The following is a 25,042-nucleotide window of genomic DNA, read 5'->3' as shown; positions in this document are numbered from 1 at the left end:
ATTCGCGGCCCGCTCACAGTATTGGACGCTCCCCAGGACCGATCGGTTCCACCCCATTGCATTCCGTTGCAACCCTTCACCCACGCCAACAATCGGCCTAACGTCGATCTACCAGGGGATTCACAACGAAGTGAGGTGCGGATCAATGAAGGCAGCACGGTTCCACGGGCAGAAAGACATCCGGATCGAAGAGATCCCTGAGCCCGAATTGCGGCCAGGAACAGTCAAGCTGAAGGTCGCATGGTGCGGAATCTGCGGCACCGATCTCCACGAGTACCTCGAGGGACCGATCTTCATCTCCGCACCCGGACACCCGCATCCTCTCTCACACGAGAATGCGCCGGTCACGATGGGCCACGAGTTCTCCGGCACCGTCGAAGAGGTCGGCGAAGGTGTCACGGACGTCGAGGTCGGTGAAAGTGTTGTCGTCGAGCCGTACTTCGTCTGCAACGAGTGCGCCCCGTGCAAGGCGGGCAACTACCACCTGTGTACGAAGATGGGGTTCATCGGCTTGGCCGGCGGCGGTGGCGGACTCAGCGAGAAGGTCGTCGTCGACCGTCGCTGGATCCACAAGATCGGCAACATCCCGCTCGACGAGGCAGCTCTCATCGAACCGTTGAGCGTCGCCCATCACGCCGTCGTACGCAGTGGAGCCGAAAGCGGCAACGTCGCCATCGTGGGCGGAACCGGACCGATCGGACTCCTCGTTGCGGCAGTCCTCAAGGGTCTGGGTGTCACGACGATCGTCACCGAACTCAGCGAGGCCCGCAAAGCCAAGGCCCTCTCCAGTGGAGTCGCCGACTACGTCATCGATCCCACCACCGAAGACGTCAAAGCGCGCGTCCTCGAACTCAGCGGAGGCATCGGCGCAGACATCGGTTTCGAGTGCGCAGGCGTCAACGCAGTACTCGACACCATGCTCGACACGGTCAGGCCTGCTGGAGTTGTTGTCAACGTGTCGATTTGGGGCAAGCCCGCGACCATTGACATGCAGAAGCTGGTCCTCAAGGAAATCGACCTACGCGGAACCATCGCGTACGTACGCGACCATGAAGCGGTCATCAAGATGGTCCAGGACGGTGTCGTCGATCTGGCGCCATTCATCACCGGTCGTATTCAGCTCGAAGAATTGATCTCCGAAGGATTCACCACTCTGATCGAGCACAACGACACTGCAGTCAAGATTCTCGTCAGGTCGTGACCGGACGGGGCACCTCCGGGCCCACCGCAGTCAGCGACCCAGGTGCCCGCCCCTTGCCCCATCCGATCTTCTCTCGGTAGCGGCCGATGTGATCGTCCTCGATCACATCGGCCGTTTCCAATGGTGTGGATTGCGGATGCACATACAGCGCATCCGTCGGGCAATATGCCTCACACATGAAGCAGGTCTGGCAATCCGATTGGCGCGCAATCACCGGGACGCCCGAGGGCGTCCGGTCGAAAACATCTGTAGGACAAACGTCTACGCACTTGTCGCAACCGATGCAGTCAGGCGCGGACACCAGCTCGATCATGACGCCACCAATGCAGACCCGACAGGTTCCGACGTTCGGGTCCACACCGAATCCAAACCTCCGGTGAGAACGTGATGATGCTGCGTTCCATCGAGTTCGGGATAATCGTCACGCTTGCTCATTCCCCGAGTCTCGGTCCGCGCCAACGTCGAGTGGTACATCCAGCGACCGACGGCCGTGATCGCGGCAGCCTGCCGCGCCGCCATCCGACCTGCTGGATCCGCGCCCAGATCCGCACTCACTGCACCCCACAGCGATTCGAGCTCACCGAGCGCTGCGGATACTCGATCACCGCTGCGGAGGTAGTTCTTGTCGAAGGGAATCAGCTGCGCCTGAGCAGCTTTCACCACATCGTCGGCAGCAAACCCGGTTCGTACCGGATTACGCAATCCGACGGTTCCGGCTCCGCGAAGACCACTGGTAGACCCACGTCCGACCGACAGCGCATAGCGCGCAGCACCGGTTCCCGCCCACGAACCAGAAGACATCGCCCACGCGGCGTTGTGACTTCCCCCGCCGGTAAACCCTCCGCAGATTCGCTCGCGGGTCGCAGCGTCCCCGGCGGCAAACAGTCCTGGAACGGATGACGCGCAATCGTCATCGACGACGTTGATTCCCCCAGTGCCGCGCACCGTGCCTTCAGCGAGCATGCCGACCTCGAATTTGTCGGTGAAGGGATCGATTCCGCGGCGATCGAATTGCAGGAAGAAGTTGGGTTGCCCCAGCCTCATTCGACGCTGCACCTCAGCGTCGGCCCGATCGATCTGCGCGAAGACCGGCTCGTTCCGCAACGTGCTGGCGATGACGGACCTCCCCTTCGCCGAACCGGCACCTTCGAGCACGCTTCCGTCTGCGTGAAAGAACGTCGCGTACGCGTAGTAAGCCGTCTTGGTGATCGTCGATCCGGCCGCCGCGATCCCGTACGCGTTCGAGAACTCCATGCCGGAGAACTCGGCTCCGACTTCGGCTGCCATCAATGCACCGTCACCGGTATCGACGTTGGTGCCCAGCGCACCGGACAGAAACGCACAACCTCCGCTGGCGACCACTACCGCGCCTGCCGAGACGCGGTAGTCCTGGTGTTCGTGACGCTGGTATCCGGCGACTCCGCGAACTCGGCCCTCGCCGTCCACCAACAACTCCAGTGCCGGCGAATGGTCGAGGATCCGCACGCCGGCTCGACGAATCCAGGTGCGCATCCGTCGCATGTATTCAGGTCCCTGCAAGCCGGTACGGATCTGCTTGCCCGTGCTCGGGTCGACAGGGAACGGATATCTACCCTCCACCGCGAGGAGATCCATGTTGGAGTAGGTCTGCTCGAGGACGCGGTCCATCCAATGGTGGTCGGCCAGATATCCGCCGAGCGCCTCGCGTCCGGCCTTGGCCAGCTCACGGGCTGTCAAATCCGGCTCGACGTACCAAACACCCGTTCCGGATGGGGCCGTCGCGCCACTCGTTCCGCAGTATCCCTTGTCGACCAGGACGACGTCTGCACCGGCCTTGGCCGCACGCAACGCCGCCCACGCGCCGGCGGGGCCACCACCGATCACCAATACATCGGTGGAGAGTTCGAGGACGTCCGTCACTGGCCAGCTCCTGTCAGAGGTCTACGCAACACTTCTGTTGCCGCAATATTCCTCGAACGAACTACCCAGCGCCACAGTCAGAATCACTGTGAACTCAACCGCTCACCGCCGCATCGACAGAGCGCTACGACGCTTCCCGCTCCTCGTCGGTGCACAACGCGGAGTACTTGGCGAAGGCTTCCTGCAAGGTCAGCGATTTGCGTCGCTCGGTGATGTCGCGGGGCTTTCCCTGCACAACACATCGACGCGCATGTTCGATCACAGCTTCACGTATGACGCTGGAAATGTCCGCCCCCGTGAGCTCTTGGAGGGTCTCTAGGGCCCTCAGTTCCTCTACGTCGAATCTCACCGTTACCGATCGTCTAGCCACGCTCAGGATGTTACTTGCGGGTACACCAAGATTGGTGAGTTACATATGCGTCGAGTCGAATATCTTTGCGCGCCAAACCCTTCGAATTCCGATCTACGTGGGTAAATAGTTTTCCACCCGTGACACTCATGTAATGCAACGCACACAGCGCCATCCAGCGTGCCGACGGACACTACCGCTGTCTATGCTTGCGACACACTGCCTTCGATCGGAGATACAACGCGTGAGCATCGACCACATCGTTTCCGCAGTCGACGGTGACGCTGCCGAGCGAATCAAGACAGCTCTGGCCGAGAGAGCCGCAACCTCGACGGACACGACCACGCTGGTGTTCGACGGCGTGAGCATCGAGATTCCTCCGTCGGTCGGCGACGCCGTCGTGCAGCTCCTGACCTACCTCGCTGCCGGGGACAGCGTCGCCCTCGGGCCAGTTGCAGAACTCCTCACCACCTCGCAGGCAGCAGAGATCCTCGGCGTTTCGGACACGTATGTGCGCAAACTCGCCGACGCCGGGAAACTCCCGATCGAACTACGCGGCACCCACCGCAGGTTCCGCCTCGACGACGTGATGGCGTACCGCGAGCAGTTCCCCAAACGCGCCTAGCTCTTCGCGTACATTCCTTCGATTTCCTTCGAGAACCGATCGACGACGACATTGCGCTTGATTTTGAGCGTCGCTGTCATCTCACCATCTTCCTCGGTCAGATCGCGATCGAGAATGACGAACTTCTTGATCGACTCCGCATGCGAAACAGCGGCATTGGCGTCGTCGACGGCCTTCTGCAGCTCCGCTCGAAGGTCCTTGTCATCACGTAGTTCGGCGACGGTGGCGCCGGAAGGCTTGCCGTTCTCCGACTTCCACTTCTCGAACACCTCAGGGTCGACGGTCAACAGCGCCGTGATGTAGGTCTTCCCGTCGCCGACGACAACTGCCTGCGAGACGATGGAATGCGAACGGATACGGTCTTCCATCGGGCCGGGCGAGACGTTCTTGCCGCCCGCCGTCACCAGAAGATCCTTCTTGCGTCCGGTGATGGAAAGGTAACCGTCGCTGTCGAGTTCACCGAGATCACCGGTTCGCATCCAGCCGTTGACGAATGTCTCTTCGGTGGCCTTGTCGTTCTTCCAGTAGCCCTTGAAGACAACCCCGCCGTTGAGTTCGATCTCGCCATCCTCGGCGATGCGTACCCCGTTGCCGCCCATCGGCTGTCCGACGGTTCCGATCTTCTGAGCACCCGGGACGTTGACGCAGTGCGCCGCTGTGGTTTCCGTGAGGCCATAGCCCTCGTAAATCGGAACTCCGAGCCCACGGAAGAAGTGCCCCAGTTCAGGAGTGAGGGCGCCGCCGCCGGAGATCGCGAACCAGCACTCGCCGCCGAGAGCCGCACGAAGCTTCGAATACACGAGCTTGTCTGCGACTGCGTGCTTCGCCTTCAAGATCAGCGAGGGACCGCCCTTGTCGAGAGCTTGGCTGTACTCCTTGGCGGTGGCTTCCGCGAAGGCGAAGATCGCGCCGGGCATCTTTCCACCGGACTCCGCCTTGCGTGCTGCGCCGTCGCGAACCTTTTCGAAGACACGCGGAACACCGAGGATGGTGTTGGGCTTGTAGCGCTCGAATTGAGTTGTAATGGTGGCGAAGTCGGACCAGTGTGCCTGCGAAGCGCCAGCTTCGAACGTCGCGAGGGACACCGCGCGAGCCAGCACGTGAGCGAGCGGCAGGAAGGTCAGGACTCGGTTTCCCGGAACCGCCACCTTGCCGATCGATGCCGTGAGAATCCCGCGCACCTCGGACAGGAAGTTGCGGTGCGTGAGGATGCATCCCTTGGGACGGCCTGTCGTGCCGGAGGTGTAGACGAGTGACGCAAGATCGTCGGCCTTGATGCCCGCGAGTCGCTTCTTCAGCTCGGTGTCGTCAACGTCGGCACCCTGTGCGGTCAGCTTCTCCACAGCGCCGTCGTCGATCTGCATGACTGCTTTGAGAGTGCTTGGCGCGTCCTGGAACAGCTGCTCGTGCGCGCCGGTTTCGACGATCGCGATGACGGCCTCGGAGTCTTCGAGGATCCAGCTGACCTGCCCCTGAGACGACGAGTCGTAGATCGGAACGGTAGCCGCGCCGGCGGCCCAGATGGCGAAGTCGAACAGCGTCCACTCGTATCGGGTCGCAGAGAGGAGTGCGACGCGGTCGCCTGCCTGCACGCCAGCGGCGATGAGCCCGTTTGCGACGCCGGTGACCTGCTCGGCGAACTCTTTAGCCGTTACATCTACCCAACCCTCGCCCTTGGGTCGGGAGAACACCGTCAGATCTGGCGTGCGCTCGGCGTGAGTGAAGACGGTGTGCACCACAGACTCATTGTCGGAGATGGTGAACTGGGCTTTGGCGCTGTACTCACTCACAGGGTGTCATCTCCGTTGGTCTGCGATTCGATGCTGATTCTGAAGCGGTGGAGTGCGCGGGCGAAGTCTGCGACCTCGGACTCGGTCCAATCGTGCAGCCTGCCGGCGACTTGGTCGAGCCGACGCGCGTCGGCGGCGTCGAGGTATTTGCGGCCAGCCGCCGTGAGATGCAGCGGATTGCCCTGACGAACGGATCCCGGATCGGCATACACCCAGCCAGCCTCGATGCACCCGCGCACTTGGCGCGAGATGGTCGAGCGGTTGACGCCGAAGACTTCGGAGATCTCCGTGGCCTTGCATCCGTCATTGCGGCCGATGAAGGAGAGGAACGAATGCTGGGCGATCGACGGGTGGTCATCGGAATGCCGATCCCCCGTCATCAACTGCCGCGTCAGGTGCACCAGCTCGTCATGAACGGCTGGTGGACCGGTGAGCGCCATTGCTCCGTCGTGTTGCACTGGGCAACTATAACGCTGCCCCCAGTCCCGATTGCAATATGACCGCCGCCACCCTGGCGGCCGAAGGGGTAAGGCCCGCTCGCCGGGGCGGATAAGCATCGGGGCCCCGACTATCCTGGTCACGACAACAACCGCAGTAAACAGTGTCCGCCCGTACGGGGTTCGGACACAGGAGACGAGGATCCATGAGCGAGCAAGACACAGCCGATCAGCCGCTTCACATCGACGGCAAGCTTGCCCTGGTGACGGACGAGCGCGACGAATTGGTTCGCCTGTGCGTTCAGACTCTCGCTGAACTGCTGGGCAGCGAGCCTGCCACCGATGACGACGGCGACATCGTCGTGCCGGTTCACGGATTTGTCGTCTACGTGACCGTCGCCGAGGACGGCCCTCAGATCAACGTCTGGTCCTCGGTCCTGACCGGCCTCGGTAATCCCTCTCACGCTGCAACACGGTTGATCGAACTCGCGCAGGAATGGCCGCGCCTGCGTTTCGCCTTCAGTGGCGACCACCTACTGGTCTCCACAATGCTCGACGCCGACCCCTTCGCGCCGCAGCATCTGCTCAACCTGATCGACGAAATTCACGACTTCACTCACGAACTCGACGACGATTTTGCTGAATCCTTCGGCGGGTCCCTCGACTGCGACGCGGATGACGACAGCTACGCCGGAGACTGCAATCCCGGAGGTTGCGGCGGAGACTGTGACTGCGCCTGCGGCGATGATGCAGACGCCGCCGACGGCGAACTCGCCATCAGGGCAGTCACCTCGACGTCCAGCAAGTAGGCAACAAGCAGCGACTCATATTGCGTGCGTGCATCTCTGCGATTGCTGAGATGCACGCACGCTTACGTTTGTCGTCGCTTCTCGGGGACGACCGAAAGCGACCGAATGAAATTCGACTGCGCGGTAGGAACGACGACGGAAAGATCGACACTGCCGGCGCAATGACCTTCGGCCTGGCAGCGAACTCATCAATCAGACCACGACAGGTTGGCCTGCTATTCCTTTATGCGGCTTGGCAGAGTGCTCATCGCAGTCGCCGATTTGGACGCCGATTCCCCAATGTGTTCTGCCGTGCAAGCTCCCGAGGGCGAAGACCCTCAAGGACAATCAAGTCCGTCCTCGATTACTGTGTGAAGAGTCGCACTCTGCTGGCAATCCATCGTGACACCTGATCGGGATGGCCTGTAAGCCCCGGCATCGGGGTGTCTCTCATCGCGGCATTCATGTGGGCTGCCGGAGTCTCCGAGGCCGGCGGCCGCGCACAGTTGAAGGATCAGTACGCGTCTCGACCCTCATGCACGAAGGCTGGCTGGAAGATCCTTCGGTCAGCTGTTTTAACCTGCTGCGATATCACCGCTACGACGAGTCGCTCAACTCCTGGGCGACAACGGCGCAAACACGCCCCGAGCTAATCGAGATGTGGGCGGACCAGGCACTGGACATCCGCTAGCCAACATCGAATTAGCAAGCTGCACCGGGCTTCCGCCAAGACCTCGAGACGTGGAGTGTGATCGGAAGTCCAGCAACACGGAGAGACTAATTCGCACATCTGATTGAACGATGAGAATGGGCGATCAGACGGAGAACGAAGAACATCGCCAAAACAATATTCAGCATCAATATCGCCCATGACAGAACGTCTGTGGGCAGGCCATCACCAAGAATCAAGAACTCGACGAGCCACGCACCAGCGGAAATAGCCACTAGAGCCAAGGGACCGTGACTCTGATCCATCCTCAAACTCGTCAATACCGCAGCAACTGCGCACGTGAATATAATCAGACCCACGGGCCAGGCGATCCAGGGCCACCGAGTCAGCCAAATCAAAAGCCAGACACTGAAGCTCACTCCTCCGGTTAAGCCGAAAAATTTGACCGAAAAGAGCCAGACCTCCACTTGCTCGCTCTCACCGTTGGACGACCCGGCGCTTGTCGCAATATCCCTCCAAACCGGCCGGACGATTCCTCTCCACATCCACCGAAACGCGTCCAACACTCCGAGCGTGAGCACTAAAGCAAACGACAACATCATGACGTAGACAGCCACCAAGACGACGACTGAAGTGAAAAACTCTGTGGGGCCCGATTCACTTATCAGATCGGCGAAAAATGGACTTCGCCATCGCCATTCGGCAACAATATTCGCTGCAAGTGCGCACACCGCCACCGGAAATGGTCGAACGTATGTGAGGACTGGAGTACGAAACCAGCTTTCCGAGAAAGCACCAAAGCAAAGTCTGCGTAGTTCTGCAAACCTACGCACCAACTGTTTCCACCGAGTGTCGTCTGACATGAGAGCGATGAAGAAGCATCCGACACCACCCATCAGTACCGCCGCTACTACAACCAGCATCTCCAATGAAAACCCACGCCACGTGACGCACAACGCAACGCCGAGGAACGAGGCCGCCGTGAGGGCCAGATAGACCGGACCCTCAAAATGAAGCATCGCCGCGCGCATCGACCTCCACAGTTCAACTATCGCCACGCCCGCGGCATTGGTCCGCGTGATCGACTCGTGCTGGGCTTCGGTCATGGCAGCACCATAGCCTTACCCCCCGACGATATTCAGTCACCTCAATGGTGCAACGCGCCTGAATCGCGAAAATCCCTCGCCTACAGCTACTTTCGTCGGCGTAATTCAACGACGCAACGCCCCCCCTAGATGTCGCTGTACCAACCAGACGACTGGGATTGCGGGCGAGGCCGCCCCAAGATCAGCCTGGGTACGGCTCGCAAGCAGGTCCGGTGATGTAGCCCTGCTCGCAGCCGTGCTGCGTTTGGATATCACCGCTGGTCGGCTCTTTGCCACACTTAACACCGCAGCGTTCGTATCCGTTTACGACACCATCACCGTTCCGGTCTTCGTCAGGGTCATATGGGTAACCACCTCCGGGATTCGTGTTCGCCTCCGCACGCATCTCCGCACAGGCCGGATCGGTCGTGGAGTACGAGCCATCGGTGTACACCGCAGTTCCCGGGTAATCGCAGTACCGGAGAACCCTTTCCGAAGCTTGTGTAGTTGCCGGAGGCACATAGGTGTCGCAGGATGCCTCGTAGCCAGTGGTGCCATCGGAGTACAACGCGGTACCCGACTGGTACAGGGAGAGATCGCCGCATACGAAGGTGATCGGCGCGACCTCGGGTGTGCTACTTGGGGGAGGTACTACGGACTCAGTTGCCGGGACGGCTGTTGACGATGAGCTTGATGGGGTTGTCGACGGCAAGTCTGTGCCTGGGCCGCCGCAAGCAGAAAGACTGAACGACGAGAGCAATGTGCCAACAGCGAGGATAAACGCTCTCTTCATGTCAGTCTCCTGTGTGTTCCCGCACGCTGTTGTGTCGAACGAGCAATTCCGGCGATCATCGCCGTGAGCATTCTCCGCATCGTGCCGCCTTCACGCGGTAGCGATTCGACTCACATTGATAATCGGCAGACGAGAAAACTCGTTACGGAGTTGCGAGTTCTCTCGCCTGTGATCGACAACATCGCGCCAGCACCGAGCCCCCGAACGACCGCCCAAACGAGAAGTTGAGCGCAGCCAGCTTTCCCGCTTCGGATTCGGCGTTCACCAGTTTTCGGTAGCACTCCTTTGTGTTGGCGGCACTCGCGACAGTGGTCGGCGTATCGACTAGTTCCGACGCTGATTGACCGATCGAGAGCCTTGACAGGAGGAAGCGAGTTGCGCGTTACTGCGTATCCGTACTGACCAATGGCCCAGTGCGCTTCATTGATCTTTGCGCAGACCGACACTGGCTCCGCAACCTGTCCGCCGGTAATCGAAGCAAGAGTGTGGTCAATTCCGTATCACTAGTAAGTGAGGCAAGTACCTTCGCGACTTAAATGACGTTCACCAGCCACTGAAACGCGTTACGTCAGCGCTGTGAAGTCGACGAGTTCCTTTTCAATGTCAGCTAAGGGCTTCTCTCCAGTTGCTGCTTCGATGGCTCGCGGCGCCAATCCTCGATCGAGCATGAATGCCATCAGTTTCGTGATTGTCGACTTGGCTGCCTGCAGCTGAGTCAACTGCCCCGACTTCGGATCGCTGAACGCCGTCAGGCGGTTGATTCGGGCGGAGAGTTTCGTCTCCACATCCGCCAACTGGTACCAGAGCGCTTCGTCATGAGGAAGGCCGAGCATCTTGCGTGCATGCTCGGTCGATACCCGCAGGATCAACGTTGTCGAATCCGTGATCGGCTGATCGGGGGCACCGCCGCCTACCGCCGCGCCCGCGGCCACCGCGGCGCCCGCTCCGGCCAAACCACCAAGCATTCCGAGACCACCGATCATCCCTCCCGGCCCGAATGCTGCAAGCCCGCCGACGATAGCGGCGCCACCTGCCGCGGCAGCCGGCGCTGCGAGCATAAGCCCGACAGGTCCGGCCGCGACCAAGGCGAGACCGACTGCGGCTGTAATTACCCTGCCCCAGGGGACGCCACCGCGACTGTCCAAGCATTTCTGGACGTCTTCGAGGGCGGTGCTCACTGTCTTTCCGAGCTGACGCACGAACCCCAATTCGACGGCGATGTCGGCGAGTGCGTCGCGGGGGGCGTTGCCAATTTCGAGTTCATACGGATCGATGATGTTCGTCAGCGCGAGCACCACCAACTCGCCGACCACTTCGTGGATCTCCCATCGATGCGGAATCATCGGCAATTGACCATTGCTCAGTTGCTGTAGTTCGACTGCGACGGGCTGTCCACTCACTGACGCGGCCTGCTCTATTTGAGCGACGATGTTGTCCTGGACGATGTCGAGTGCATGTCGGTAGCGTTCGGCCAGCGCTTTGTCTTTGAGGTTGCGGTGGACCGCATGCGCGTAGTGCAGCATCAACAACACCGAGGCCTCGTTGTCATTGAGACGAACCGCGATATCCGATGTGCGGATGGCGATTTCCTTCGAGGGGTACAGAAGATCTGCAACCAGCATGGCGAGGGCGCGATGTCCGAGATACGCCCCAGAGGCATGGGATGCGCCGTTGTCGATGACGAAATCCTGGGCGCCGGGAAAGGTGGTCGCCAGCCCCCTGCCGCCGGTGACGACGTCGCCGACATCGAGGAAGTTCGACCAGTCATCGACCCGGCCGTACGGAAACTTCTTGAGCAATCGCTCGCTGCTGTCGTGAACGGCCTGCACATTCGCCGGGCTACCGATGGTGATGAACCTGCGGACATGGACATTTTCAGGAAGGTGGTCGAGAAGATCGATCGCGATGACGCTGCCCAGGCTGTGGCCGATCAGAATGATCTCGCCAGAGGTGGGCAGATGGTCAAGGATGTGCCGCAGGATCGCTCCGCGGACCGGTTCCTCCCGAACGTACTTGCGTACTTGCTGCAGATCCAAGAGTGATAGCGATCCGATCGCGGCCTGCTGCAGTGGAGCGAGAACCTGCCCGGGCACACGATGGAAACCGAAGGTACGGACCCCGCCCTCGAGACCCAGAATCCGCTGGACTCTCGCCTGGCGCCGCTCAAAGCCGCGGCGACTGGCCGAGTCGTCGCGCGGTTTGTACGTCACCGGGGGCAGCTTCGCACCAATACCGTTTGTTGTGAGGAACGAACTGTAGTGAGGTGCGATGACCATATCCCGATTGACCGCGCCGAAACCGGCCTGTTCGAGACCGCGGTCGAGACCTTCGAGCCAACTCGATTTCGGATCGCCGTCACCGATTCCGTGCAGAAATACAATCTTCACAACCATGTCCCTCTCGAAGGTCGAACCCTGGTATCACCTAAACCACTACTGTTGTTCGCTACAAAGATTCGAAAAAGATGAGCACCGCCGAAAATCTCGAACGGATTCTCTGCGCTAACTTCGCAATACCGTACAGAGGAGGACCGACACCTCCGCGACCAGCTGGCCAAATCTCGGTCACGACCACAAAGCATAGGATCACCAATTATCGAGATCATTTTGCTCGAATGAGGTGCTCGAGACTTTTTGCGGGTATACGTCACCGCACCGGTGTCTGTCGTACGGCTACGTCAACGACCAAATGATCGGGGATCGCGAACCATCCACAAGCATGAATTGCGACAATGTCTTTCCCGGGTCTACCTCGAATGTCAAGAATCCCCGAGCGCAGACGCCGACTGCTGGACTGTGGAGCTGATTGGTGAGGTTCGGGTCCTGCGCTCCGACCTGAACATTCCAGAACGTATATGTGACAGCGTCCGATGCGGCGAGCCTGAAGTTCGATGCAGAAATTCCGGTACTCGAACTCGGGCAAACCTCGAGATCAGCAACGGCGAATTGTTTACCGGCTGTTTGTATCCGGCTTGCGGTGCCACTGGCAGTAACCGGGTAATCGACTCCATGCAACGTGACCGCTCCGGAACTGCTCTGAGCCTGCTCACCGAGACCCAACGACACCGGCGCTGGCTTGGATGTAACTTTGGGTGCCGAAGTTTTGGGTGTTGTCGCGGGCTTCGCAGTCGTCATCGTTGTCTTAACTGCGGTCGATGCATTGTCAGCGGATGTGCACGCGGTCAAGGCTAGCGCCGCTACGCTAAGCGTCGCAGCCGCACATGCGGCTATCTTCGTGATGGTCATTGCGTCTCTCCAGAAGTTGCCCCAATCGGGCATTCGGCATTGTGCGTAGGTTACGGCCAAAGGTCGATGCTTTGCGTGCATTCGCCTGGATTCGTCGATGGAAAAGTCGCGAATCGAGGGATTCAGGCAGCCAGTCATTGCGCTTACTTCCTGGCGCAGCGAATCCGCCTGGATCCACCGCGGAGAAGATATATACCTCCCTAGCAGTAATGAAATCCGCTACGTAACCTGCCACTCAACGAAGCAGAATTTCCCCGAGGCATCGACGGCACTTCTGCGCATTCCGGTGCTCAATTGATTGCAGCCCGGGACGCTCTATACGATTCGGACATGGCACGCATCCGCACCATCGAGCCCGGGACACAGTCGATTCGCGCACACAGTAGCGAGGTTGACTGCTTCTACAACCTGGTTGACGACGAGTCTGGAGCGCGGTTGGTCCATCTCAGCACGTTCGGTTCGGACCATCGCAAGTCTTCACCGAAGAGCAGCCAGTCCATTCAGTTGGATCAGCAGATGGCAGAACGCTTGATCGCTGTGTTGCTCGAATCGTTCCCGGCGATCGGGGCGCCTGTGCCAACCCCGATCGCCGAACCTCCACTCCCGATTACGCAGTCATCAGGAAGCACGCTCATCTACGACCAATTGTCGCGAGAGCTCGGTCCCACCTAGTTTCGCGCGAGCATGCCGACCAGCAGGTCTGCGTTCGTTTCCTCCGCATGAACCACTACAAAGCCATCGTCCTTGAGCCAGGTGTCACGCTCTCCATCGTTTCCCTCAACCAAGACGACGGCAGGTTGGCGCCATACTGCTTCGACAGGCCACCCGATGTCGCCCATTTCGATTCCCATCTCCGGCTTATGAACCCCGAGCAAAGCGAGTGCCAACAACAACTCGGAAACTGACGCTGAAGTCCCTTCTAGATCCTGCCCCCATGCGCCAGTGGAATCCGCACCGTCGATCTGTAGGTGTCGGAAGATCGCCAGAGCGCCTCTCCTCGAGAGCTTTTCATGGTGTCGTGCGTTTCTGTACGAACGAAGACATCCGTAGCAAGAAGTTTCTTCGCCACATTCGCATGACTGGACGCGTTCAACGGCTCCTTCCAGAACAGAACCGAGGTTCTCGGCGATCTTCTTCGCTGCACCCGCACCTGCCGGGACGGTGTCGAACAGTACGATGCTTCGTCGCCCGTCGGCGCTCCACGACAACGTTCCGTCAATATCGTCTCGGCTGATCTCGAGGGCTTCCGACGCACCTTCCAATAGCGCGTACAGCACCGACATCCACTGTGCTTCGCTTTCCTTGCTGTAGGCAACGTCCGCGAACGTGAACTCGGCAACGTCGGTCTGGTATCGATGTGCAAGCGAAACAACTCGAAGTGGGCCATCACACGCTTGACCAGTATGCGGCCGTTCATGCTTCCGACTCGAGAGCTTTCCGCCAACCGGTTTACCCCACCCGCACCAATCACAGATGTAGAAGCCGCCGCCATCACCGTCTGAGATGACTGCCAACGTGGCTCTCGTTCCAGCCCGTGCGGATACTTCCATTCCGCCCGTAGAGTTCCATGTGAAGATGTCGATTTGGTCGCCTACATTTTCGACGTAACTTGCTCCGTGCCAACGCCGTTCAGGGGGCACCGTACCAACATCGTGCGCTTCGCGATCCGCAACAAACCCGTACTCGGGAATCACGAAGGAACGGATCTTGTCGAACTGAGCATCGCAGCTCGGGCACCTCTCATCGACATCGAGTTCGCGACCGCATTGGAATCGGGCACAGTTGCGACACACCCTGTACTTGAGCTCGTCGAGTTCCCTCTTGGGCAGCTTATGTAACCCACGTGACGTCCAGACTTTGCCGCCTGCAACAACTTGGTTGCCAGGCGCGTAGTCGTAGATCGCCTGGCTCAGGTCGCGCGACAGCTCCAGCTTGCTGCCGATCGGCTCCTGGCAGTGCAGGGTTCGCAGTTCGACTGTGTCAACAGGGAATCCGTACTTCGGCAAGATGTTCTTGTTCGCGAGAAATCCCAGCAACTGACGATTCTCGATTGTCCGAAGGGTTTTCAACAGCTTGTTGGCCAAGCCAAGTTGGTCAATCTCTTTCGCATCGTCGATCAGTTGCCGGAAGACCTTCAGGTCTTCTCGAACGTCTTCCTCGGCCAACGTAAGCAGCTTGTCCAAGTACTCTACCCACGCGCCGGTCTCGACGCCGATCTCCTCCTGGATTTCCAGCGGCAAGATCTGTCGCAATGCATCTTTGATTTCCGCGGGGACAGGAGTGAGGAATGCGCGCACAGTCGATGCGGGCGAATCCTGTTGCGCCTCAGGTGGGGTAAAGAACTCTCCGGCATACTTCCACGTAGTCCCGGCCGATTGGAACGCATACCGGAAGAATGCGGACAGAGCAACTGAATGCGCATGCCGACGGCCGATTCGTTCGTTCTCGATAGGCACCCACGGGATACGCATCTTCCCTGCGATCATGGATTCAGGGCTCTGGTATTTCGCCAGGTCATGGGAATTGCGGTTGGCATACGTAACGACCAGTGCCGCCGACGCCGCACGTCGACCAGCTCGACCGGCCCGTTGGACATAATTGGCGGTCTTCGGCGGCATGTTCCGCATGACGACAGATTGAAGGTCGCCCACATCGACACCGAGCTCGAATGTCGTCGAACATGACAGAACGTTGACTCTGCCGTCGATGAAGTCTTTCTGGATAGTGGCTGCTTCCTTGGCATCCCACTGTGCGGTGTGCTCCATCGCCGACATCGGCGCGGCATTGAGAGTCCGGTAGATGTTGCGGTAGTGGTTACTGTCAGCTTCGACAGACGGGATCAGATACGGCTCCAACGTCCCTGGGCAACTGCTGTTGGAGCACACACCCCGCACATTGAACGCCGTCACGCGGCGGCATGCATCGCAGCGATACCAATCCACATCGACACCGTTATGGACGCACAGTTTGGCGTGATTGATCTGATAGACGTCTGCCGCGAACTTGTCGCTCTCAGACGAGATGTAGCCGGCATCGAGCAAGAAACGCCAACATCCATCAAGAACCTTGTCAACAGGCGCATCGACGCCCACAGCACGAAGAACCTTGTCGACAAACTTCACACGGTTGTTCGTCGTGCCTGCACGGCCGCTGGGCAGCCAACTGAGGACCTTCCTCGTTCGGTCGGACTCCATCAGCCGCATGCGAATCCGCATATTCCGCGGCTCGAATCGCTCGCTCTTTATATCGACCTCGTCGAGCAGGTTCATGACGCCCTGAAGCCTGGCAGTCTTTACCAGTTCATCGAGTAGGCCCCAGCTCTCATCCTCTGTGAGTCCGAGTCGACCGAATGCCTTTGGAAGCGCTATCTTCTTCGAACGTGCCAGCGAGACACGCATGAGTCCGAGCCCTTCCAACGACTGTCGTTGGTCCATAGTCATGAGTTCGCCGACCACCCACTCGTTGGCGGCTTTCTCCATGGCCACACGACCGGCATTCTCGGGAAAGTGGCTGGCGTCCTTAGCCTTCTTGCGGACCACCAACGCCAAGTCTTCGACCGTGAGATCGTCGTCCTCGTACTTCTTATCTTGCAATGCTTGAGTGAGATACCGACGTTCAAGCAATCGTCCGTAGGTTCGTTCGAGATACGGCGCCGCAAAGGCTGCAGACTGCCGCGAGTCCGAGAACATCAGCAGCTTGCGACCCTCACCAACCTCTTCGACCGTCGAATCCGTTGCTGGTGGTAGCTGTTGATACAGCGCGGTGGTGATCACAGCCGGAGCAGCATTTGTGTCAGTTCGCAGACGGCGAATCACTTGCCTTGCGCGGGCACCGCACTCGGTACATTGACTCATTACTCTGGTCGCAAACTTGTGTTCTCGTACACGACGCACCGCGCCCCCGGCGCAGTCCAAATGACCGCAGCCTGCGTCGGTATCACCGAGATGACCGCATCCCGTACACAGGTACCGAATACCCGGCTCTTCCTTGGCCTCCTCGTCGGACAAGGTCGCTTCGTCCTCGTCCACTGTGCTGTCGGAGTCTCCATCTGCCAGCACAAGCCAGCGCACAGATGAATCGTCCATTGGCGGGATGAAGAACTGCTGGCGCTGTCGGTTCTCCACTTCACCCGCCAAGTGGACAGCACCACAACGTTGGCAGGTACCGAACTCGAATACTGCACGGCTGGTTTCCGGATCGATTTCGTGACGGCCAAGCATCACCTTCGGACCTTCGTCAGCAAAGCTGATGAAAGCGCCTTCAGTAGCACGCACAAACATGTGATACCGGGCCGACAACACAGGATTGCCAGAGGCGTCGTGAACTTTGCTTCCAAGCGCAACAAGCGCTTCCAGCTTCGCTTCGGCCGCAGAATCATGCGGCCAGAGGCGACTTTTCAAGTCCTGTGCGGCGACAGGTAAGCCAATCGCTTCACCGTCTTCAGCCCGTAGGTGCGTTTGAAGCTCAGCGATCCGGTATTCACTATGCAATGCGTCCGCAGCATCGCCTGAAGACGTCTTGGTCTCGAGTTTCGTGAGGTCACCGTCAGCGGCAGCCCATTCGAAGAGCTCTTCGTCTGTCATCTTCCATGTTGGCGTGGCCGCTCGCGCTTGACGCGTCGCTCGGACTAAATCTTGACGGTTGACATCTCCGTCGACAAACTCGAATGGGGCGTCAAACAGATTGCGTGCAAACGTCATTGCTTCCGCTGGATCACCGTCCAGAGATGCTGAGGTGGCGATGCACTGCAAATCATTTCCTGCAGATACTCGTTGGCGGAGCCGCCGCAAGAGCAACGCGATTTCCGAGCCTTGTGCACCGTCGTATACGTGCGCCTCGTCGAGTGCGATGAATCGCCACGTTCCCGCGTGCGGACCGTCGAATAGATCAAGATCGGTCGGACGCAGCAACAGGTATTCGAGCATCGCGTAGTTGGTCAGCAGGATGTTGGGCGGGTTCTCGCGCATTTCCTGACGGCTGAGCAGTTCGTTGGGCAGTCGCTCCTGCCCTGGGTTCGTGGCTTTGTACAGGGATTCCGCTCTTGCTGCAGTTTCCTGCGTCTCGCCGGTATAACGTCCGAAAGTGATGTCTGGCAGCACCTTCAACATCTCGCGGAGACGCCCGAGCTGGTCATTCGCGAGCGCGTTCATCGGGTAGAGCAGCAATGCCCGCACTCCTGGTCCCAATGTCCCTGCCGCACGCTCCGCAATCAGCGAATTCAGGATGGGAAGCAGAAAACTCTCTGTCTTGCCAGAACCCGTACCGGTCGCGACGACGAGGTTGCGCCCAGCCACAACTTTGCGGATCGCTGTCTCCTGATGCACGTACAGAGGTCGATCCAAAGGGACGACGCGGCTGTTGATCCCCACGAATTCCGGGTGCAGTACGCCGTCGTTGACCATCTCCTGCAAAGTGCTGCCGGCCGCGTACGGCGGTGTCAGCTCGAGCAATGGCCCCTTGGTCAACAGATCTGTGTTGTCGATAGCGCCGGAGAACGCGTGCGCGATCGCAGGATCACTCGGCGCTAAGAGCGTCTTGAGATAGCGTTTGTACCCGTCTTCGATCTGGTGCCCTGTTTCCAGCGGGTCTAGACGATCACTCATTTTCCACTCCGATCAAGTCCCCGTAATGGGCATAAGTCACCAGCGCTTCAGCGATCAGCAGGTCAGTCATAACGAGTTTCGGGCACAGCCATGCCATACGTGCCCAGGCTTCCATCAACCCCGTCGTCAATGGGGAGTATGCGAGCATTCCGTGGGCATCCAGCCGTGCAAGTGCTGCGAGGGTCAAAGATTGCATCGACAACAGCATCCACGGATGCGTCACTGTGTCGACTCCGTCCAATGCCTCACTTCGGGATGAGATGACGTTGTAGATCGCCTTCGACGATTGTCGAACCAAACGCAGCGACTTCAACGATTCCGAGGCGAGCATCTGATGCGCTCCAGATGACATCCACTCGCCTCGGCGGTGAAAGGCATCGATTGTTGCGTCCACACGGGTATCGAGATCGAGCAGAGCTCCGGGAACTAGCCGGAAGTGTTCGAACATCTTGTCGACCGTGGGCTTGGAAAGCGAGTGTACGCGTGCGACATTCAGATCGAAGTACCCCGAATTCAGAGCCTCTGAGCTGCCTCGCAATACCTCGAACAGCACCGGACCGCACTGCTCGGAGAGATAGGAGATTGTTTCGGCCCGCTCCTCCCCGACAGCATCACGCCGTTCGTACAAGGACGGAAGGTCAGCGATTTCAACCATCGAACCGACCCAAGGGTTGGTGTGGAGATCATTGAGCGTGTACTCGGCGCTGAAGCTTCGATTCACGAGACCTGTCCGAATCAGCAGTGCCACCATCTCCTCGGCAGGAATGGTGCTGCTACCCAACGCTTCCAAGGCCGACCGAGGGTGGATCGCGAGAATGCGAACAAGTGCCGCACGCAATCTCTGCGTTGCGACGTCTTCTGCATCTTCGCGCAGCATCGCAAGTGCAGCCCAGGTCTCCGGCATCGCTAATCCTGAGGTGGGCGGCGAGCCTTCCCCAGCAAGGAACCGAGCCAACTTGTCCCGGGTTCCGTTGGCGTCACGAACCCACCCACGCTGTTCGATTCTGATTGCTGAGGAATCCGGCCAGCGCGGCGGAGTGATCGTCACCCACGGATCATCGACAAAGACCTGTCCCAGGAGAGGCCCCGCATCTACGAGATCCTCCGGCAGCACAACTCGGCCTTCACTGATTTCGAGCGTTCGCATCGGTAGCCAGGGCGCTGTTGTCGACCACAAATAGATCGCGAGGTCGTCCTCGGCTGCAAGATCCTCGAAGATCAACGTTCCATCGACGACGGCGATTCCGCTGCACAGTTCCGCCGGCCGAATATTGGCAAGTGCCACACTCGTTGTCGTGCCGTCGGAATCGTCTACCAGTGCCGCGATACGACAGTCTCCCGCAGCCGTCCGAACCGCGTCGACAAATGTACGCGAGAGGACTTGGAACGTGTTGTCGGACGGTACATCCGGAGTGACCTCTTGAAGCAAGTCACCATTGCGCGCGAGCAGCGCGAAGGAGACAGAGACATCTCCAGGGATTCGGGCAGCGATTACGGAGTAGTCTTCCAAGTCGCCCGGGGTGAGGACCTGCACGGAAGTACGCCACTGTGCCGGCTTCCCGACTGGGTCCAACCGCATCTCCACGTAGGGAGGTGTCATCACCAAACGGAAGTTGCGGCTCTCATCGCTCACACGAATCTCGGCGTCTCGCGTCGCGACGTCGAAGCTCACTCGTACCCGATCGACTTCGAGTTTTCCGACGCTGTCAGCCGTGGCGGTTATCGGCGACAGGCCACCCACCACTGGGTACCGGAAATCTCGGTCGAATGAAATAGCGAGATCTTCTGCCAGGAATACCTTCTGACGAATGTCTGATCCGAGTGGGCCGGTCACAACGATCTCGAAAAGCCCTAACAGCGAGGATGTCTCGTCGGAGAACGGATCCAGCGAGGTTGTCTCAGACTCCGTAACCCATTCCTCGTCCACCAACCAAGCAGTCTCGCCTTCTCTACGAACGCGCACCCGCCAGGAAACTGCAGCTGCATTGTGGTGGGCAGGCAATGTGACTTCGGGACGGGTTGAGTAGACGGTCAAACCGTTGAGTGCCTTCAACCCGAGAATGGACTCACCGAATGCGAAGGTCGGCGAGGCGGAGTTCCTCACACTTCGTGCGACTCCAGTTTCGGCCGTCTGCGTCCGCGCAAGGCGAATGGAGTGATGTTCGGTCAGGTCAACGAAAGCCGTGGTCCAACCTCGCCAGCCGACGGGTGAACTCGGTTCGACCCCTGATTCGATCGGGCTGTCAGTAACCGCATCAACAAGCTGAGCGTCTCGGGGAAAGAGCGCGATCACCTGCCCCTTGGGTAGCGTTGCGCGTTGCTGGATCCAACGACCATCCGCCGCGAACAGAATCAACGGATCCCGTTTGTCCACGACTGGCAGCCGGTGACTTTCATTGCTCGGATGGTGCTGCAGCTGAATAGTACGAATCGGAGAACCTACCGGCACCAACGTCGGGGGGTGTTCCTGATCCCCGCTTACGCCCCAACCACGCTCCGCGTAAACCTCGCGTGTGTCACCGTCGAAGGACACGCGCCACGCCACCTCAGGTTCATCTGTGGGGTATGGGATGGACACAAAGACCTGATCGTCCTGCAGGTCGTACACCAGTGTCGGTTTGCGGCGACGCCGTATCGACGATGCGTTCCCAGATGAAACGCCGCCAATGGGGTGGTCTCGCAGATGATCGATGAGCCCGTCCAGCATCATCGTAGGTAAGCCTGTTGTCGACGTATCGAGTATCAGCTCGTCCCACGAATCCGGTTGGGAAATGGTGTATTCGACGAACTCGAAGATCCGGTCCAATATATCGAGCGAAAAATCACCGCCGCGAAGAATGAAGTTCCGGACAGGAACGTCCAACGGATTCATTCGTGACTGCTTGCCGGGTTCATTGAGCCATTCGACTAGGGACGCTCCCGATGCATCCCTGCCGCCCACCAGGTGGGACCCGATGATTCCGACCAAGTCCCCCAGGCAATACGTCGGCACTCCGGCATGCAGGGTGAGTAACCGAACGTAGTCGTTCCCTAGATCCTCGAACTCGGCAAGCTGGTAGCGCTTCAAGAGTGTGCGAAGCTGACCACGAAGCACATTCTCGAAGTTCGGGTCACGATCGAGGCCGAGTTCGTCCCAGAAATCCTCCCAGTAGCGCCCCTGCTCGTATGCCAGCGCGGCATGTCCGACCAGAATCGTGAGGGTGAGTGCGGGGTACTTCTTGATGACGTCAGCGTGCGAAAAACCTCGCCGAAGCATGCCCTCGGCGCGCTTACCGTAGAAGCCTTGAGCACGCCGGACTTCATCTTCACTGAGGTTGGTTTCGATAACGAGGGAAACCTTCTCCAGTAAACGACTGAGGCGAAATTCCTCGTCACTCAGCCAGTTTTCCAGAAACGACGGGTCCCCCACCGGTTCTCACCTCTTTCCCAATTCAGTCGAGCAGACGCACAAGGCCACCACCTACCGACAATCACCACGATTGAAGCCGGATTTGTTTGGACGATGCCTCGAAGACGTTCTTCGTATTGTCGTTAAATCGATATCGAGTATTACACCCCGGTCCGACAGAAACCGTCCGTACATCCCTGATACGGATACCATTTTGCCCGAGTGGTTGGATAGCACCTACATGGTGGTCAAACGAACGGAGCGGTCGCAGATGACGTCCACTGCTGCAGAACTCAATGTCGCACCCGGATCGATTGTCGTGGTGCGCGACGAGGAGTGGCTCGTCACCTCCGCCGAGCAGGGTTCTGACGGCTGGTTGATCCGAGTGCGAGGCCTGTCCGAGCTGGTCGCGGACACCACCGCTGCGTTCTATTCAAGTCTCGACAAGATCGAGGTCCAGGACCCCAAGCACGTTCAGGTAGTCGCGGACGACTCGGATGGATACCGAAACAGTCGATTGTGGCTCGAAGCGCTTACTCGCAAAACGCCGGTACCGTGCGGCGAGCAGTCGTTGACCGTCTCGAACCACATGCTTGCCGATTCCCTCGGCTACCAGCGCGCCGCCGTGGCGAAAGCCCTCGACCCGCGACACATTCGACCTCGAATTCTGCTCGCCGATGCGGTCGGTTTGGGAAAGACTCTCGAGATCGGAATGATTCTGTCGGAGTTGGTCCGGCGGGGGCGTGGCGAGCGGATCCTCATTGTGACGCCAAAACATGTACTGGAGCAGATGCAGCATGAACTGTGGTGCCGATTCGCGTTGCCATTCGTTCGGCTCGACTCTGCCGGCATTCAAAAGGTCCGTCAGAAACTGCCTGCAACTCGCAACCCCTTTACTTACTTCAAGCGCGCCATAATCTCCATCGATACATTGAAAAGCCCACGGTACAAAGCTCATCTGGAGCGCCAGCATTGGGATGCTATCGTCATCGACGAGTCTCACAACCTAACCAACGCGACCAGCCAGAACAATGCATTGGCGCGGGTGTTGGCGCCCAACACAGAGGCCTTAATCCTTGCCTCAGCCACTCCTCACAATGGACGCAAAGAACAGTTCGTTGAATTGTTGCGGTTGCTCGACCCAACGATGGTTGCCCCTGACGGTTCGTTCACGAAGCAGGACGTCGACACGCTACTGATCCGACGTCACCGCCACCACCCTGAGGTGGCTGCAGAAGTCGGAAGCGACTGGGCTGAACGCGCGGCGCCAGTACACAAGTTAATTTCACCGTCGGCGGCGGAAGACGACGTTGCAGCAGAGCTTTCGCGCACGTGGCTACATCCCAAAGCCGGTACTTCGTCTCCCTACTCAGGTGATACCAAGGCTCTTTTCGGGTGGACGTTGGCAAAGGCATTTCTCTCCTCCCCCGCCGCTCTCGCCGAAACGATCAAGCAGCGTTGCGCCAAACTCGATCAGCACGACGCAAAACAGCGACTCGAGCTCGACGCACTGGTCACTCTGAATGCGTTGAACGCCGAAGCCCTCAATGAAAAAGCCGGGAAGTTTTCCGCGCTAGTCGATCGTCTCCGCGAGATCGGAGTTGGACCCAAGTCGGAAATGCGAGCGGTGGTTTTCGCCGAACGGGTTGCCTCATTGCATTGGCTCACCGAAAATTTGCCGACAGCATTGAAACTCAAGCCTGAGAACATCGCTATGTTGCACGGCGGTCTCTCCGACGTAGAACAACAGGCAATCGTCGACAGCTTCAAGCTGGCAACTTCACCTATCCGCGTTCTCGTCACAGGTGACGTCGCATCGGAGGGCGTGAATCTACATGCCCAGTGCCACAACCTGATTCACTACGACATTCCGTGGAGCCTCATCCGGATTGAGCAGCGTAACGGCCGTGTCGACAGGTATGGGCAGAAGTTTCCTCCCGTAATCTCCTCGCTGATTCTCGAGCCATCCGATCCCGACTTCTCTGGTGATCTCCGAATCCTGTCCCGACTTCTCGAACGTGAAAACGAAGCGCATTCAGCCCTCGGTGACGTCGCTTCTCTCATGGGTAAACACACTGTCGGAGAAGAAGAATCAGAAATTCGAAAAGTTCTGGCCACGGGCACCAACATCGACGCAGTTGTCCGTAGCGCCGAGGACGTTGCCGACGGAGATGATCTGGATGCGTTTTTCGCGCAGTTCGACGCCGAAGACGCCTCCCCTACTCAGATCTCCGATGCTCCTAGGCAAAGCCTGTACAAGGACGACATCACTTTCCTGGATGAAGCTCTGCACGCCGCGTTTCACGATGCACCGGGACATCACCCTGACGAGGGTGGTGTGGGCTGGACGATCAACAGCACGCACCAGATCGCTGAGCTGATACCTCCCAAGGATCTTCGTCAGCGGCTCGGCCAGTTGCCGCAGAACTATCTGCAACATGGTCGCATTCTCGAACGACTCAAGCTCGCCACATCGACAACAGTCGGCAACACACAATTGCGGATAGCCAAGGAAGGCAAGGGCGTCAACAACACGACGTGGCCCGAAGCCCATTTCCTCGGCCCGTTGCACCCAGTCCTCGATTGGGCCAGCGACCGCGCACTGAGTGCGTTGGGGCGCAATCAAATTTTCGTGATCCGCGGCGATGTGGAAGCCCCGACGGTGCTGCTTATGGGCACGCTGATGAACCGTCGTGGACAACTCATCTCCAGGGTGTTCTCGACGGCAGTCTTCCGTCATCAAGACAATCCTTCGTCCTGTGTGGTCCAGACACACGCGGATCTAGGTTTCCTCACAGAGGAGACCGGGCTTCGACCCGGTTCATCGAACCCCGGTGGCGTCGAGAATGCTGAGCAATACAAGTTGCTGATACCCACCGCGGTCACCGAGGCACAGAATGCAATGTCGCTGACCTTGTCGGCCCAGCAAACCAGCGCAGAGAAGCGCCTCGCCGAATGGCGTATTCGCGCCGATCGATGGAACCTCGACGCTGAACAACTCGCATTGTTTGGTACTCAGAAGTCCGAGATCAGCCGCCTTGCTCGACGCATCGAGGAAGAGCAACGCCTCGCCGAGATGATGGCCCCCACCCAGCAGCTGGTGCGCCCACTGCTCGTAATCGTTCCCGCAGATACCTCCGCTGCGGTTTCCACCGAGAAGGACCAGTAA

General features: G+C 59.0%; 14 protein-coding genes. 5 read left to right on the top strand and 9 right to left on the bottom strand.

Annotated features, from left to right (window positions below):
- The first annotated feature begins 145 nt into the window (after nt 1–145).
- On the top strand, nt 146–1,201 hold the full coding sequence (locus tag P3G66_RS25965) for a 2,3-butanediol dehydrogenase (protein WP_276117323.1): 1,056 nt from the start codon (nt 146–148) through the stop codon (nt 1,199–1,201).
- Here P3G66_RS25965 and P3G66_RS25960 read toward each other — a convergent pair.
- The 3 genes from P3G66_RS25960 to P3G66_RS25950 form a co-directional block, all read right to left on the bottom strand.
- A complete protein-coding gene (locus tag P3G66_RS25960) occupies nt 1,191–1,514 on the bottom strand; it encodes a ferredoxin family protein (protein ID WP_007726052.1) in 324 nt (107 codons plus the stop codon). The genes P3G66_RS25965 and P3G66_RS25960 overlap by 11 nt on opposite strands.
- The gene (locus tag P3G66_RS25955; protein WP_161121644.1) at nt 1,511–3,100 is read right to left on the bottom strand and encodes an FAD-binding protein; all 1,590 of its coding nucleotides are present in this window, start codon (nt 3,098–3,100) and stop codon (nt 1,511–1,513) included. Before P3G66_RS25955 ends, P3G66_RS25960 begins: the two co-directional genes overlap by 4 nt.
- Before the next feature lie 124 nt (nt 3,101–3,224).
- A complete protein-coding gene (locus P3G66_RS25950) occupies nt 3,225–3,470 on the bottom strand; it encodes a hypothetical protein (RefSeq protein WP_223257939.1) in 246 nt (81 codons plus the stop codon).
- 223 nt (nt 3,471–3,693) lie between these two features.
- On the opposite strand from P3G66_RS25950, the gene P3G66_RS25945 reads away from it, so the two are divergent.
- Nucleotides 3,694–4,074, top strand: a complete 381-nt coding sequence (locus P3G66_RS25945) for a helix-turn-helix domain-containing protein (RefSeq protein WP_003941392.1) — start codon at nt 3,694–3,696, stop codon at nt 4,072–4,074.
- On the opposite strand, the gene P3G66_RS25940 is transcribed toward P3G66_RS25945, so the two are convergent.
- Both P3G66_RS25940 and P3G66_RS25935 read right to left on the bottom strand, forming a co-directional pair.
- Entirely contained in the window at nt 4,071–5,864 is a 1,794-nt protein-coding gene (locus P3G66_RS25940) for a long-chain fatty acid--CoA ligase (RefSeq protein ID WP_276117322.1), read from the bottom strand. The two genes, P3G66_RS25945 and P3G66_RS25940, sit on opposite strands and share 4 nt — an antisense overlap.
- Nucleotides 5,861–6,304, bottom strand: coding sequence for a MarR family winged helix-turn-helix transcriptional regulator (locus P3G66_RS25935; RefSeq protein WP_020970117.1), 444 nt, complete (start codon nt 6,302–6,304; stop codon nt 5,861–5,863). Before P3G66_RS25935 ends, P3G66_RS25940 begins: the two co-directional genes overlap by 4 nt.
- 203 nt (nt 6,305–6,507) lie before the next feature.
- Here P3G66_RS25935 and P3G66_RS25930 point away from each other — a divergent pair, with 203 nt between their 5' ends.
- Nucleotides 6,508–7,110, top strand: coding sequence for a hypothetical protein (locus P3G66_RS25930; RefSeq protein ID WP_275232597.1), 603 nt, complete (start codon nt 6,508–6,510; stop codon nt 7,108–7,110).
- A 756-nt stretch (nt 7,111–7,866) separates the two neighbouring features.
- Here P3G66_RS25930 and P3G66_RS25925 read toward each other — a convergent pair.
- Both P3G66_RS25925 and P3G66_RS25920 read right to left on the bottom strand, forming a co-directional pair.
- The gene (locus P3G66_RS25925; protein ID WP_275232596.1) at nt 7,867–8,865 is read right to left on the bottom strand and encodes a hypothetical protein; all 999 of its coding nucleotides are present in this window, start codon (nt 8,863–8,865) and stop codon (nt 7,867–7,869) included.
- 1,335 nt (nt 8,866–10,200) lie between these two features.
- Nucleotides 10,201–12,024: an alpha/beta hydrolase gene (locus tag P3G66_RS25920; RefSeq protein WP_197494226.1), complete on the bottom strand. Its 1,824-nt coding sequence runs from the start codon at nt 12,022–12,024 to the stop codon at nt 10,201–10,203.
- Nucleotides 12,025–13,212: 1,188 nt separating this feature from the next.
- Between P3G66_RS25920 and P3G66_RS25915 the strand changes: the two genes are divergently transcribed.
- Nucleotides 13,213–13,554: a hypothetical protein gene (locus P3G66_RS25915; RefSeq protein WP_033236017.1), complete on the top strand. Its 342-nt coding sequence runs from the start codon at nt 13,213–13,215 to the stop codon at nt 13,552–13,554.
- On the opposite strand, the gene P3G66_RS25910 is transcribed toward P3G66_RS25915, so the two are convergent.
- Together P3G66_RS25910 and P3G66_RS25905 are read right to left on the bottom strand one after the other, a co-directional pair.
- Nucleotides 13,551–18,485, bottom strand: coding sequence for a DEAD/DEAH box helicase (locus tag P3G66_RS25910; RefSeq protein ID WP_276117321.1), 4,935 nt, complete (start codon nt 18,483–18,485; stop codon nt 13,551–13,553). The two genes, P3G66_RS25915 and P3G66_RS25910, sit on opposite strands and share 4 nt — an antisense overlap.
- Nucleotides 18,478–21,894, bottom strand: coding sequence for a hypothetical protein (locus P3G66_RS25905; protein ID WP_276117320.1), 3,417 nt, complete (start codon nt 21,892–21,894; stop codon nt 18,478–18,480). The genes P3G66_RS25910 and P3G66_RS25905 overlap by 8 nt, the downstream gene beginning before the upstream one ends.
- A gap of 250 nt (nt 21,895–22,144) precedes the next feature.
- Here P3G66_RS25905 and P3G66_RS25900 point away from each other — a divergent pair, with 250 nt between their 5' ends.
- Nucleotides 22,145–25,042, top strand: coding sequence for an SNF2-related protein (locus P3G66_RS25900; RefSeq protein ID WP_276117319.1), 2,898 nt, complete (start codon nt 22,145–22,147; stop codon nt 25,040–25,042).

Source organism: Rhodococcus sp. C3V (genome assembly GCF_029269915.1).
Taxonomy (GTDB): domain Bacteria; phylum Actinomycetota; class Actinomycetes; order Mycobacteriales; family Mycobacteriaceae; genus Rhodococcus_F; species Rhodococcus_F qingshengii.
This window is presented reverse-complemented; position numbering and strand designations above follow the sequence as displayed.

Bases quoted from the DNA above. Each gene is read 5' to 3' on its own strand.
- P3G66_RS25965 (WP_276117323.1), top strand. From the start codon at position 146: ATGAAGGCAGCACGGTTCCACGGGCAGAAAGACATCCGGATCGAAGAG.
- P3G66_RS25960 (WP_007726052.1), bottom strand. From the start codon at position 1,514: ATGATCGAGCTGGTGTCCGCGCCTGACTGCATCGGTTGCGACAAGTGC.
- P3G66_RS25935 (WP_020970117.1), bottom strand. From the start codon at position 6,304: ATGGCGCTCACCGGTCCACCAGCCGTTCATGACGAGCTGGTGCACCTG.
- P3G66_RS25930 (WP_275232597.1), top strand. From the start codon at position 6,508: ATGAGCGAGCAAGACACAGCCGATCAGCCGCTTCACATCGACGGCAAG.
- P3G66_RS25925 (WP_275232596.1), bottom strand. From the start codon at position 8,865: ATGACCGAAGCCCAGCACGAGTCGATCACGCGGACCAATGCCGCGGGC.
- P3G66_RS25915 (WP_033236017.1), top strand. From the start codon at position 13,213: ATGGCACGCATCCGCACCATCGAGCCCGGGACACAGTCGATTCGCGCA.
- P3G66_RS25910 (WP_276117321.1), bottom strand. From the start codon at position 18,485: ATGAGTGATCGTCTAGACCCGCTGGAAACAGGGCACCAGATCGAAGAC.
- P3G66_RS25900 (WP_276117319.1), top strand. From the start codon at position 22,145: ATGACGTCCACTGCTGCAGAACTCAATGTCGCACCCGGATCGATTGTC.